This window comes from Saccharothrix sp. NPDC042600, assembly GCF_040647305.1.
In the GTDB taxonomy this organism is placed as follows: Bacteria; Actinomycetota; Actinomycetes; order Mycobacteriales; family Pseudonocardiaceae; genus Actinosynnema; species Actinosynnema mutabilis.
The window spans coordinates 1-12367 of record NZ_JBEZBW010000105.1 but is presented as its reverse complement, the minus strand read 5'-3'; the positions used below and the strand labels follow the sequence as shown (position 1 = coordinate 12367).

The following is a 12367-nucleotide window of genomic DNA, read 5'->3' as shown; positions in this document are numbered from 1 at the left end:
GCGGAACTCACACGGTCGTCAGATCCCGCACTGCGAGGCCGACCAGAACCGACTGGACCGGTGGTCGACGTGGGTGTGGTCGCCGTGACCGGGGTAGCCGGGCCCGAGGATGCCGTTGAACCCGTGGTTGCGGGCCTGCTGGGCCAGGCGGCACAGCGAGTGCGGTCCCGCGCCGAGGTCCACGGCGTCGCCGTAGAGGTGCCGGGAGTCCGACGCCCCGCCGACGGCGTTGTTGCACGCGATGCTGCGGAACCCGCTGGTGACCGTGATCGGTTGGTCGCCCAACGCGTGCCGCATGGCTTGCAGCTTCCACATCGACACCAGGGCGTTGAACTTCGCGGTGGCCGCCGAGACCTTGCCGCCCGACCAGTCGGAGTTGCAGCGGTTCAGCTCGGCGTAGGTGAAGTTGACCGGGGTGCAGTCGTCGTCCTGCAGGGCGTAGAGCTTGTTGTAGGTGGCGCTGCCCGCGACGCCGTCGGCGGCCAGCCCGTAGGCCTGCTGGAAGCGGACCAGGGCGGAGCGGGTGGCCGGACCGAAGGAGCTGTCGAGGGCGAGGACGCCGCCGTAGCCGGGGTAACCGGACAGGCGGATCTGGAGTTGGCGCACGTCCGCGCCGGTCGCGCCCTCGGAGAGGGTGCGGGTCCAGGTGTAGCAACCGTCGGCCTGCGCCGGTGCGGAGCCGAACACGAGGCCTACCAGAACGAGTGACAACGCGGTGACGATCGAACCGAAGCGTCGGAGCACAGGGACCTCCAGACTGCGAGGGGACGGACCTCGGAGCCTGGCGGAGACCGCGATCGGGCGTCAATCTGTCCCGAATGTCCGAAGATTTCACACCTGCCCAACAGTGTGTGAACAGCTGTCAGCGGCGGTGCTCGGTCAGGGCGGCGAACAGCAGCCCGGCGGAGGCGACCGCGCACGCGCCCGCCGTCACGCTGCGCCACGCCACGTGGTCGAACAGGGCGAAGACGGCGTTGAACGCGGCCACCGCCAGGAACACGACGGCCAACGCGACCAGCGACTTCTCCCGCGTCGATCTCATGACCTGAACAGCGCTCACGACCGCCCGGTCGTTACTTCACGCCGGCACGGGCGCCTCGTCGTCGAACCCCGCCCAGTGCCGCACGTCGAACTCCCGCGGCCCGGCCGCGCCGCCCAGCTCCACCCGCCGGGCCTGCACGGCGGCGACGGTCCGCGCGGCCTGCCGGTCCAGCAACCGGTCCACCTCCGCGCCCGAGAGCCCGTCGATCTCCTCCCAGAACGTCAGCACGCGGTTGACGTAGAGCGCCACCAGGTGGTCGCGCGCCGCCTCGAACCGGCCGCCGGCGACCGCCGCCACCGCGTCGGCCAGCACGTGCGGCCAGTCCTCGGCGGTCACCCGCAGGCCCCACGGCGCGGGCCCGACCTCCCCGGCCGCCGGGAACAACGTCCGCACGTCGGGCAGGTGCACGTCCAGGTAGCGGCCCACCGCCGCCGACACCCGCGCCACCACGGCCGGGTCCTGCCGCACCGCCGCGCCGTCCACCGCCGCCCGCGCCCGGGGGACGCCCGCGCCGGGCGGACGCACCCGGTCGGTGGTCAGCACGACGTGGAACAGCGAGTCCAGCACCTGCTGCGGCAGCCGCAGGATCTTCGGGAACGGTGAGTTGTGCAGCTTGCGCCCCAACGGCACCTCCACCACCCGCACGTGCTCGCGCAACGCGTTCGCGGTCAGCCACACGTCGATGCCGTACAGGTAGGCGCTGTCCGGCCGGGACCAGGTCGCGGCCCGCTCCAGGAACGCCCGGTTGAACGCGAACTCGCCGCCGATGGGCTGCTCGACGTGCACCCCGTACACCGCCGCGAGCAGCGGGCTGGCCAGGTGGTTGGTGGTGTTGGCCTCGAACCGGTCGCGCCGGTAGGACGGCACGGCCAGCGCGGGCTCGTCGCCGTCCACCGCGCCCGCCAGCCGCCCGACCCACTCCGGTTCGGTGGACCGGACGTCCGCGTCGAGCAGCAACACGCGGTCGGCGTCCAGCTCCAGCGCCCGGTCGATGATCGCGAACACGTTGGTGCCCTTGCCGGTGCCCGCGCCGGGGGAGCTGGCCACGACCTTGCGGGCGCGCAGCGGCGCCTCGGCGAACCGCCGCACCGTGTCGTCGGTGCTGCCGTTCTCGGCGAGCACGACGACGTTGGTCCCGCGGGGGAAGGCGAGGTGCAGGCCGGCGTCGGCGGCCCGGGCCACCGCGCCGACCGTGCGCTCCTCGTCGCGGGCGGGGATGCCGACGACGGTGGTTCGGTTCATGGGTCCGAATGCTTGGTGGCGTGGGTTACGGGGACACGGCGATGAGGTAACAGCTCACCGGGGTCTTGCCCTCGGTCCGGTGCGGGCGAGGGGCCGGGGGTGCGCCCGGGACCGCACGACGGGGGCGTGCGGCGGGATGGGCAGCGGCTGCGAGTCCTGCTGCTGGCGGGGGAACTCGTAGTCCGGCACCTCGTGCCGGCCGCTCTGCTCGGACCGGGTGGGCCGCCGGGGCTGCTCGACCGGGTGGCCGTAGCCCGAGCCGTTCGGGCCGGCGAACTGCGGGTCGGGTGGCACGGGTCGGCCGTAGCCGGAGGCCTGTGCGGCGGCGAAGCCCGGGTCGGGCGCGGCCGGCCGTTGCTGCTCGGGGCGTTGCGGCTCAGGGCGTTGCGGCTCGGGGTGTTGCGCGTCGGCCAGGCGTTCCGGGGGTGCGAGGTGCTGCGGGACCCGGCGGGCGCGGTCCGCCTCGGGCACCCGGTTCTGCCGCCACAGCTCCATCGACAGCTTGATCATCGCCGTCGGCGCGTCCAGCCCGACCATGCCCACCAGCCGCCCGCCGTCCACGAACCCGGTGATCGTCCGGTGGTCCTTCTTCGACCCGGCCAGCGTCGTGGTGTCCTTGCCCATCGACGGCAGCCCCGACCCCTGGATGCGCATCCCGTACTGCTCGGTCCAGAACCGGGGAACGGGGGTGAACGGCCGCGATCCCTCCCTGCCCGCCAACAGGTTCTCCGCGGCCGCCCGCCCCATCTCCACCGCGTTGAGCCAGTGCTCGACCCGACGCGGTTGGCCTCCGAACCGGAGGTTGGGCCAGCGCGCGACATCGCCCGCGGCCACCACGTCGGACGCCCCGACCACGTGGCACGTGGGGTCGCACAGCACCCCGTCCTCCAGCACCAGCCCGGACCCGCGCAGCCAGGCCACCGACGGCGACGCGCCCACGGCGATCACCACGACCGCCGCGACGAACACCTGGCCGTCGGACAGGTGGATGGCCACCCCGCCCGCCTGCGGCATCCAGTGCCGGATCTTCACGCCCATCGCCATCCGCACGCCGCGCGCCCGGTGCGCCTCGGTGACGGTGTCCGCGATGTTCTTGCCGACCGCGCTGCCCAGCAGCGTGCTCGACCGGCTCACGATGGCCACGTCCCGGCCCATCATCTTCACCGACGCGGTCATCTCGCAGCCGATGAGACCGCCGCCGATCACCACCACCAGCCCCTGCGTGGAGTTGATGGCCTGCTTGATGGCGACCGCGTCGTCCACCGTGCGCAGCACGTGGATGCGCGGGTCCTGGCGCGGCGCGCCCTGCAGGTGCCGCGGTTCGACGCCGGTGGCGATGATCAGGCCGTCGTAGCGCAGCTCCTCGCCGCCGGGCAGGCCGACCACGCGCCGGTCGGTCTCCAGGTGGGTGGCCGCGGTGCCCAGCCGCCAGATCGCGTTGAGCTCGCGGCTGATGGTCAGGCGCAGGTCGGAGGCGTGCAGCTCGCCGTTGATGGCCTCCTTGGACAGCGCCGGCCGGTGGTAGGGCAGGTGGCGCTCCGCGCTGACGATCACGATCTCGCCCTGGAACCCCAGCTCGCGCAACCGTTCCCCGGCCCGCAACCCGGCCAGCCCGCCGCCCGCGATGACGACGCGTTCCTCGTTCTTCACCGGGCACCGCCCCGGACGTGGGTGCTCACCTGACACGCTCCCGCAGTTCGATGGCGCGCATGGGGCACGCGCGCGCGGCGGCCCGCGCCTTCGCGAACAGCTCGGGTGGCGGCCGGCGCTCGTAGCGCAGCCGTTCGTCGTCGACGAGTTGGAACAGGCCCGGCGCCTCGGCCTGGCAGATGCCGTAGCGGTGGCAGCGCTCGTTGTCCACGCTGATGTCCAGCGCGCTGCCGCCCGCGCCGTCCGGCTCGGGCTCGAACCCCGGCTCCGGCTCCAGCATGCCCAGCCGCACCAGCACGTGCGGCGGCAGGAAGCGGGCCAGGGCGATGGTGACCGTGGGGATCAGGATGGTCAGGCCGGCCAGCCACAGCACGGCGAGGTTGCCGTTGGCGATCGCGCCCAACCACGAGTGCACCACGCCCAGGCCGACGGCCAGGTACGCGAGCTGGTGCAGCCGCAACCACTTGCGGTAGTAGATCTTCTTGCGCAGGCCCGCGGTGAACGCGATGACCAGCATGACCTCCAGCGCGACGATGCCCAGCGCGTGCCGGAACAGCCCGCCGCCGACCAGCGGCACGGCGATCCCGACGAAGCTGAACGGGGCGATCCTGAGCAGGGTGAACGCGAAGGCGTGCAGGCAACCGAAGGACAGGGCCGCGGTGGCGAGCACCATGTGGCTGTTGCGCAGCCCCTGTCTGCCGGTGAGCTTGTTGGCCCAGCCGGTCGCGATCAGGACGCCCCAGCACAGGGTCGCGCACATGAACGCGTAGGCCAGGCGAGCCGAGATCTGCGCGACGTGGCGCACCCCGGCGTCGTGGTCGCCGCCGGCCGCCTGCGCGACCAGCAGCGGGACCTGGGAGAACACTTGTCGACCTCCGGGTTGGCGGGAGGAGGGTTGCGGCGGCCCGCCCGGGAACGGCCGCGCAGGAGTGGTCACGACCGCCCCGGGCGGGGGTGAGGGGTGTGTACTTCTTCCGCGATGGGAGTGCTCGGTGTGGACCTCCTTTCACTTCACGTCGGCCCTGGGCCGCAGCAGGCGCAGGATCGCGATGGTCACCACCGCGCCCACCAGGCAGATCAACAGGACGGTCACGGGATCGGGGCCGGTCGCGCCGACCTGCGCGGCGCGCTGCGGGTCGGCGTCCACCGCCCCCCGCACGGGGGCCGCGCCACCGGCGGGCACCGGTTTGGACAGCCCCATCTCGGTGACCATGTTGGTGCTCTCCAACAGGGTCATGTGCTTGAGGACGACCTGGTTGCAGATCTGGGCGAACTGCCGGATGGCCTCGTTGCGGGTGTTCGCGCGGACGGTGGACACGACCGGGAAGATCGCGCCGTGCGCCGCGCGCAGCCGGTTGGCGAACGACTCGTCGAACGCCGCGCCGGTGCGCGAGCGCATCTCGGCCATCCAGGACTGCTGGTCGGCGTTGGCCTCGTCGGGGATCGGCACGCCCATCTGCCCGGCCAACCGCACCACGCGCTCGTCGAGGAACGTGTGGTCGCTCATGAGCTGCGCGCCGACTTCCCTGACCCGCTGGCTGCCCGCGCGGGTCTGCGCCTCGTCGCCCATGGGCATCTCCCACAGGCCCGCCAGGCGCACCTTGACCAGCAGTTCCTTGTCCAGCTCGGTGATCGGTCCCAGCGGGGTCTGCGTGATCGCGCCCGGGGCGGCCGGGTCGTCGGCGGTCGCCGTGCCGGTCAGCGCCGGGGCGAGCAGGAGCTGCGCGGCCAGCACGAGCGCCGCGAATCGCTTGCCTGACATGGGTTTTTCCTCAGTAGCCGTCGCCTTGCGCGGGCGCGGCCCCGTCGTTGGCCTGCGCTTTCTTGCCCTCGGGGGTGACGGCGAACCACGTGCCGCCCTTGCCCTGCCCGGTGATGTCGCCGGCCTTTTTGTCGCCCGTGTACCGGTACAGGGGCCAGCCGGCGAGCGTGACCTGCTTCTTGCCGTCCGCGCGGGTCACCGAGCCGACGGTCGTCGGGTCCACACCGGACGTCATGGTGTGCTCGCCGACCAGCACCGGCGGCCAGGCCTTGGCGCATTCCCCGTCGCAATTGGACTTCGGCGGTTTCGCGGTGTCCTTGTCGTACCGGTACAGGGCGAACCCGCCGGCGTCCGCGACGAACCAGCCCACCTGCTTCGACTCGGTCGCCGACAGCATCTGGTGCGGCTCCTTGCTGAATTCGGGCTGTTGCTGGAGAGTCGTCGTGCCAGAGCCGGCGCCGACCGCGCCGTCCTGGCCGCCCGCGGCACCCGTGCCGGTCGCGCCACAGGCGCTGACCAGCAACAATGCCCCGGCGGCCGGAACGGCGCGCAGTGCCTCCCGGAAACGTCGACCGCGCATCGTTCGTCCTTTCTCCTGCTGGCGGGTTCCGCCGAAGGGAGCAGCGGCGGAGGTGTTCCGGCCGTGCCTTCGAGGCGGATACCGGGGAGTACGGACACGATGCGGTGACGGTTCAAAAACAGATCGGCGACTTTTTCTCACCCGAAACACTCGACGCGGAACCGGTTGGCGCGCTTGGATGCTCGGCGTGGCGCGGCACAGACGCAGCACTCAACCCCCAAGAGAACACGCTTGGCCGGACCTCAGCCTGGAAGACGAGCTGATCCGCAGGCTCTACCAGGAGTTCGGCAGCGCGCTGCTCGGGCATGCCATGCGGTTGACGGGCAGTGACCGGCAGTGGGCAGAGGACATCGTGCAGGAGACGCTGGTTCGGGCGTGGCGCAACGCCGAGAAGCTGGAACGGGACCCCGTCCTGCTCCGCTCCTGGCTGTTCACCGTCGCCCGGCGGCTGGTCATCGACGACCGCCGCAAGCGCAGCGTCCGACCGCAGGAGTCGGAGTTGACGCCGTCCGACGAGGCCCCGGTGCGGGACGAAGCGGACCGCACCCTGGCGGCGATAGTGGTGGCAGAGGCGATGAACGGACTGACGGAGGAGCACCGGGAGGCTATTCTCGAAACGTACTTGAGGGATCGGACCGTCGGGGAAGCCGCAGCGGTGCTCGGGGTTCCCCCGGGCACGGTGAAGTCCAGGGTCTACTACGCGCTTCGCGCCCTGCGGCGGGCGTTGCAGGATCGGGGCTGACTTCGGTGACTTCGCGTCCGGACCACGTCGACGTGGCGGCGTACGTCCTCGGCATCCTCGACGAGGACGAGGTAGACGCCTTCGAGAACCACCTCGCCCAGTGCCGTCGCTGCGCGTTGGACCTGCGCGATTTCGCCGTGCTGCCGGACCTGCTGGACGAAGCCGACGCGAACGGCATGCTGCGCGGAGCCGCGGGCGAACGACCGGACGGCCGGTCGGTGCGCGCGATGCTGGACTCCGTGTCCGAGGACCGGGCCCGACGACGACGCAACACGGTGCTCCTGGCCGCCGCCGCGGCCGTGTTGCTGGTCGTGCTGACCGCCGTGGTGACGGTCGGCCTGTCGTCCGGGCCCTCCGGGACTTCCGGGTCTTCCGGTGACAACCTTGCTGGGCAGGCGTCTTCGACGGTGCCGGGGCCCAGTGTGGTCGCGAAGTCCGACGTCTCCGGCACTGTCATCCGGACCGATCCGGCCACCGGGGTGTGGGCCCGGTTGAGTGCCGTGCCCGAGTCGTGGGGCACCTCGGTGGTGCTGGAGGTCAAGGGGGCCAAGGGTCCTACGCGGTGTGAGCTGGTGGCGCGTGGGCGTGGGGGCGAGACGGTGGTGGTGGGGTCGTGGCAGGTCGGGTCCGGTGGTGGGGACAAGGATCCGGTGCGGCTCAACGGGTCTGTCGGGATGAAGTGGCACGAGATCTCGGAGTTCATGGTGCGTGACACCAAGGAGGGCGCGACCCTCGTCCGCCTGCCTACCGCTTCTTGAGTGTCCACAAGCCCTCGGCGTCAAAAGCTAAGAGCGAAGAGCTAAAAGCGGCGCTCGCCGCGCGGCAGGCCCCCGGGGGGTGGAAGGGCGTCGGTTCGTTCCCCGTACGGCCTGCCGGAGGCAACCACCCTTCTCCCTTCTTGGCAACCGGAAGAGCTGGTTGCCAAGAAGGGAGAAGCGCGGTTGGGCTGCGCCCAGGCCGTACGGGGAACGAACCGAGGCCCTTCCTGTGGCTGATAGCCAAGAGGAAGTCCGCGCTGCGCGCGGGGCGTGGGTGGCCCGGTGGGGTGCGTGGCCGGGGGTTAGATGCGGCGGAGGCCCATCAGGACTCGTTCCATCAGTTCCAGGGTGGGGCGGCCGTCTTTTTCGGCGCCTGCTTGTTCGTGGACGTTGATCAGGCTCATCGCGGACATGTCCGCCAGGAGGACGCGTACCACGCCCAGTGGGAGGCGGAGCCTGGCCGCCACTTCCGCCACCGAGTGCGGGTGGCGGCACAGGTCGCTGATCGCGCGGTGTTCCGCTGTGGAGGTCAGGGCGTCGCGGTCCACCCGGTCGTTCGTCGACACGATCGTCTCGATCGCCAGTGTCGTCGTCGAGCGCGTCCGCCCGCCGGTCCTGGTGTAGGGGCGCACCCGGAAGGTTGACACCACCAGCTCCTCAAGCGGTCGGCTAAACGATCTTCGTGCACGGGCGGTCAGGGTGGCTGACGGTGCCAGAACCTAACGCCGACAGTGGCTCCTGTCTCGGTTTTCCCGGCATGTGGGACAGAACGCGTGTCGCCGCCACGGACTGTGTCCTGTTGCCTCCCAAGGGTGTCTGAACCGGCGTGCTAACGGTGGGATGATCGGGTCGTCAGCCGATGGGGGTGGCGTTCTTGGTCACGGCCGGAACGCTAGAAGGGGCTAGAGCGCTCTCACAACACTTGTTGACGAAGGTTTGATGTTGAGCCCGGGGTTCTCCCTGAGGACGGTTCAGGGTTGAGACCGGAGCCGCTCTCAGCCGCGCCCGTGGACGATGGTGCGAGGACGGCGCGTGCCGTCATGAGGGGCACTGGAGGATCTGGTGACGGGCAAGACGGAGTCCGCCGCGCGGGCGGTGGACGTGTGGAAGTCCTACGGGACCGGTGAAGCCGCGGTCACCGCGTTGGGCGGGGTCAGCGTGGACTTCGAGCGCGGGCGGTTCACCGCGATCATGGGGCCCTCGGGCTCGGGCAAGTCGACGCTCATGCACTGCCTGGCGGGCCTCGACACCATCGACTCCGGTGACGTGTTCATCGGCGACACGAAGGTGAACGGCTTGCGCGACAAGGGTCTCACCGACCTGCGGCGCACCAAGGTGGGGTTCATCTTCCAGCAGTTCAACCTGCTCCCCACGCTGACCGCCGAGGAGAACATCACGCTGCCGCTGGCGATCGGGGGCCGCAAGGTCGACCGGGCCTGGTTCGACACGGTGGTGGAGACCGTCGGCCTGCGCGACCGGCTCAGCCACCGGCCCACCCAGCTCTCCGGCGGCCAGCAGCAGCGCGTCGCGTGCGCCCGCGCCCTGGTGTCGCGGCCGGAGGTGGTCTTCGCCGACGAGCCCACCGGCAACCTCGACTCCCGGTCCGGCGCGGAGGTCCTCGCGTTCCTCCAGCGGTCGGCGCGCGAGTTCGGGCAGACGGTCGTGATGGTCACGCACGACCCGAACGCCGCGTCCTACGCCGACCGCGTCATCTTCCTCGCCGACGGCCGCATCGTGCGCGAGCTGCACCAGCCGACCGCGGACGCCGTGCTGGAGACCATGAAGAACCTCGACGGCGACGAACTGGTCGTGGTGTAGCGATGTTGAAGGCGACGCTCAAGAGCGTCCTGTCCAGAAAGCTGCGGCTGGTCCTGTCGGGGCTGGCCGTGGTGCTGGGCGTGATGTTCGTGTCCGGCTCGTTCGTGCTGACCGACACGCTGGACCGCTCGTTCAAGAGCCTGTTCACCACGATCTACTCCGACGTCGACGTGCAGGTCGCGGTCAAGCCCAAGGTCGGCTCCGACGAGCCGGAGCAGGCGCTGGCCGGCACGCTGACCGGCGACGACCTGGCGAAGGTCAAGTCCGTGGAGGGCGTCGGCCGGGTGGTCGGCGACGTCGTCGGGTCCGCGCGGCCCATCGGCGAGAACGGCAAGGTGATCACCACCTCCGGCGCGCCCCGGCTGGGCACGGCCTGGCGCGACGGCGGCCAGGAGCAGATCCGCGAGGGTCGCGCGCCGCAGCGCGACGACGAGGTGGCCGTCAGCGCCTACCTCGCCAAGACCGGCGGGTTCTCGGTGGGCGAGCAGATCTCGCTGATCACCCTGGAACCCAAGAAGACGTTCACGGTGTCGGGCGTGTTCGGCTACCCCGGCGGCCGGGACTCGCTGGGCGGCGAGCTGACCACGGCGTTCACCGAGGCCACCGCGCAGCGGCTGCTGCTGGGCCAGCCCGGCGCGTTCAGCTCGATCACCGTGGCCGCGGCCCCCGGCGTCGCCGAGGACGTGCTGCGCCAGCGCGTGCAGGACAAGCTCGGCGACGCCTACCAGGTCAAGACGGGCGAGCAGCTGAGCAAGGACTCCGCCGACCAGATCGGCGAGGGTCTGTCGTTCTTCAACTACATCCTGCTCGGGTTCGCGGGCATCGCGCTGTTCGTCGGCATCTTCATCATCCTGAACACGTTCTCCATCATCGTCGCCCAGCGGACGCGGGAACTCGCGCTGCTGCGGGCGATGGGCGCGAGCTGGCGGCAGATGGTCGGCACGGTCGTGCTGGAGGCCGTGGTGATCGGGTTGATCGCGTCGGTCGTGGGGTTGGGCGCGGGCATCGGCGTGGGGGCGTTGCTGGCGAACATCTTCAGCACGCTCGGCGGGGGCAGCCTGCGGCTGGAGGGCATCTCGGTGCCGCCCAGCGCGGTGATCTCGGCGTTCGCGGTCGGCATCGTGGTGACCGTGCTGGCGGCGGTGCTGCCGGCGCTGCGCGCGTCCCGCATCCCGCCGGTCGCGGCGATGCGCGAGGCCGCCACCCCCGACCGGCCGCTGACCCGGCCGACCATCGCGGGCGCGGCGTTGACCGCCGCCGCGGCCGGCCTGCTGTGGTACGGGTTCGCCGAGGGCGCGCTGTGGTTCATCATGTCCGGCCTGCTGGTGTCGTTCGTCGGGGTCGCGCTGCTGACACCGCTGATCAGCCGCCCGGTCGTGTCGGTGATCGGCAAGCTGCTGTCGTGGTCGATGCCCGGCACCCTGGGCAGGCGCAACTCCGCCCGCAACCCGCGCCGCACGGCCATCACGGCGGCGGCCCTGATGGTGGGCATCGCGCTGATCACGGGCGTGAGCGTGGTGCTGACGTCGGCGACGACCAGCATCACCAAGGTCGCCGAGGGCCAGGTGAAGTCGGACCTGATCGTGGCCGGCGAGGGCGGCGGTCCCGAAGGCAACGCGACGTTCCAGCCGGCGCGGCTGGACGAGGTGGCGCGGACGCCCGGCGTGGACACGTCGTTCGGCTGGTACGCCGACCGGATCCTGGTGGACGGCAAGCCGCAGTTCGGCATCGCGGTCACGGACGTGCCGGTCATGCAGAAGCAGTTCGGCCTGTCCGCGAAGGAGGGCTCGTTCGCCGCGCTGGCCGAGGGAACGCTGGCGCTGGACGAGGAGTCGGCGAAGGCGCTGAACCTGAAGCCGGGCAGCACGGTGTCCGTGCAGACGACCAAGGGCGAGGCGCGCAGCTACACGGTCGGGTTCGTGTACGCGAAGAACAACGTGCTGGTGAACGCGATCGTGCTCCCGGTGGGGGCGGCCAAGCAGTTCCGGGTGGAGCAGTTGGAGACGGTGTTCGTGCAGGTGGAGCCGGGAGCGTCGGTGCAGGACGTGCAGAAGCGCGTCGAGCCGCTGTTCGCGGACAACCCGGAGATCACGGTGCAGGACCGCAGCGCGTTCGTGAAGCAGCAGGCGTCGCAGCTGGACACGGTGTTGCTGATGATCCAGATCCTGTTGGCGCTGGCGATCCTGATCGCGGTGCTGGGCGTGATCAACACGCTGGCGCTGTCGGTGATCGAGCGGACGCGCGAGCTGGGCCTGCTGCGGGCGATCGGCATGCGGCGGGCGCAGGTGATGCGGATGATCACGGTCGAGTCGGTGGTGATCTCGGTCTTCGGCGCGTTGCTGGGCCTGGGCGTGGGCACGGCGCTGGGCGTGGGGGCGGTCCGTGCGCTGAAGGACGAGGGCTTCACGGACCTGGGCATCCCGTGGGCGCAGATGGGCAGCTACCTGCTGATCGCGGCCCTGATCGGCGTGGTGGCGGCCATCCTTCCGGCGATCCGGGCGGCAAGGCTGAACGTGCTCCAGGCGATCTCGTACGAGTAACCGCTCGCCAGGACGAACGAACGCCCCGCCACTCCTCCGGCGGGGCGTTCCCCTTTTCTGTCGTACCCCTCTGGGACAATGGAAACCGGGGGGCGGAGGCCGGCCACCCCACCACTCCGGCGACACAACACAACCCGCCGCAACTAACTCTCCCACCACCCGCCGCCACCCACGCCACCCACGCCGCCCGCCGCCGCTGCCGCTCGGTGCCGCTGCCGGTGCCGCTGCCGCCG

At 71.1% G+C, this 12367-nt stretch carries 12 protein-coding genes; 4 read left to right on the top strand and 8 right to left on the bottom strand.

The window, feature by feature from the left end; all coding sequences use genetic code 11:
• Window positions 1-18 precede the first annotated feature (18 nt).
• The 7 genes from AB0A74_RS36075 to AB0A74_RS36045 all read right to left on the bottom strand — a co-directional run bounded on the left by AB0A74_RS36075 (window position 19) and on the right by AB0A74_RS36045 (window position 6276).
• Window positions 19-744 carry a D-Ala-D-Ala carboxypeptidase family metallohydrolase gene (locus AB0A74_RS36075; protein ID WP_358256735.1) on the bottom strand — a complete coding sequence of 242 codons (726 nt, stop codon included), beginning with the start codon at window positions 742-744 and terminating at the stop codon, window positions 19-21.
• Between the two features lie 118 nt (window positions 745-862).
• Window positions 863-1042, bottom strand: coding sequence for a hypothetical protein (locus AB0A74_RS36070; protein ID WP_358256733.1), 180 nt, complete (start codon window positions 1040-1042; stop codon window positions 863-865).
• Window positions 1043-1078: 36 nt separating this feature from the next.
• Complete coding sequence (locus AB0A74_RS36065) at window positions 1079-2284, bottom strand: family 2 glycosyl transferase (protein ID WP_358256731.1); 1206 nt, start codon at window positions 2282-2284, stop codon at window positions 1079-1081.
• 54 nt (window positions 2285-2338) lie between these two features.
• Window positions 2339-3934: an FAD-dependent oxidoreductase gene (locus AB0A74_RS36060; protein ID WP_358256730.1), complete on the bottom strand. Its 1596-nt coding sequence runs from the start codon at window positions 3932-3934 to the stop codon at window positions 2339-2341.
• 25 nt (window positions 3935-3959) lie between these two features.
• Window positions 3960-4799 carry a ferredoxin gene (locus tag AB0A74_RS36055; protein WP_358256728.1) on the bottom strand — a complete coding sequence of 280 codons (840 nt, stop codon included), beginning with the start codon at window positions 4797-4799 and terminating at the stop codon, window positions 3960-3962.
• 141 nt (window positions 4800-4940) lie between these two features.
• Entirely contained in the window at window positions 4941-5696 is a 756-nt protein-coding gene (locus AB0A74_RS36050; protein WP_358256726.1) for a DUF4142 domain-containing protein, read from the bottom strand.
• 10 nt (window positions 5697-5706) lie between these two features.
• Entirely contained in the window at window positions 5707-6276 is a 570-nt protein-coding gene (locus AB0A74_RS36045; RefSeq protein WP_358256724.1) for a hypothetical protein, read from the bottom strand.
• A 178-nt stretch (window positions 6277-6454) separates the two neighbouring features.
• Here AB0A74_RS36045 and AB0A74_RS36040 point away from each other — a divergent pair, with 178 nt between their 5' ends.
• Entirely contained in the window at window positions 6455-7018 is a 564-nt protein-coding gene (locus AB0A74_RS36040; RefSeq protein WP_309112265.1) for a sigma-70 family RNA polymerase sigma factor, read from the top strand.
• Between the two features lie 5 nt (window positions 7019-7023).
• Entirely contained in the window at window positions 7024-7776 is a 753-nt protein-coding gene (locus tag AB0A74_RS36035; RefSeq protein ID WP_358256722.1) for a zf-HC2 domain-containing protein, read from the top strand.
• 302 nt (window positions 7777-8078) lie between these two features.
• Here the strand turns inward: AB0A74_RS36035 and AB0A74_RS36030 are convergent, their stop codons facing one another.
• On the bottom strand, window positions 8079-8423 hold the full coding sequence (locus AB0A74_RS36030; protein WP_343934847.1) for a DUF742 domain-containing protein: 345 nt from the start codon (window positions 8421-8423) through the stop codon (window positions 8079-8081).
• A 415-nt stretch (window positions 8424-8838) separates the two neighbouring features.
• Here AB0A74_RS36030 and AB0A74_RS36025 point away from each other — a divergent pair, with 415 nt between their 5' ends.
• Window positions 8839-9594, top strand: a complete 756-nt coding sequence (locus tag AB0A74_RS36025) for an ABC transporter ATP-binding protein (protein WP_358256720.1) — start codon at window positions 8839-8841, stop codon at window positions 9592-9594.
• Between the two features lie 2 nt (window positions 9595-9596).
• The gene (locus AB0A74_RS36020) at window positions 9597-12134 is read left to right on the top strand and encodes an ABC transporter permease (protein WP_358256718.1); all 2538 of its coding nucleotides are present in this window, start codon (window positions 9597-9599) and stop codon (window positions 12132-12134) included.
• Window positions 12135-12367 lie beyond the last annotated feature (233 nt).

Coding starts and splice junctions, on each gene's coding strand:
- AB0A74_RS36070 (WP_358256733.1), bottom strand. CDS start 1,042: ATGAGATCGACGCGGGAGAAGTCGCTGGTCGCGTTGGCCGTCGTGTTC.
- AB0A74_RS36065 (WP_358256731.1), bottom strand. CDS start 2,284: ATGAACCGAACCACCGTCGTCGGCATCCCCGCCCGCGACGAGGAGCGC.
- AB0A74_RS36050 (WP_358256726.1), bottom strand. CDS start 5,696: ATGTCAGGCAAGCGATTCGCGGCGCTCGTGCTGGCCGCGCAGCTCCTG.
- AB0A74_RS36045 (WP_358256724.1), bottom strand. CDS start 6,276: ATGCGCGGTCGACGTTTCCGGGAGGCACTGCGCGCCGTTCCGGCCGCC.
- AB0A74_RS36040 (WP_309112265.1), top strand. CDS start 6,455: ATGCTCGGCGTGGCGCGGCACAGACGCAGCACTCAACCCCCAAGAGAA.
- AB0A74_RS36020 (WP_358256718.1), top strand. CDS start 9,597: ATGTTGAAGGCGACGCTCAAGAGCGTCCTGTCCAGAAAGCTGCGGCTG.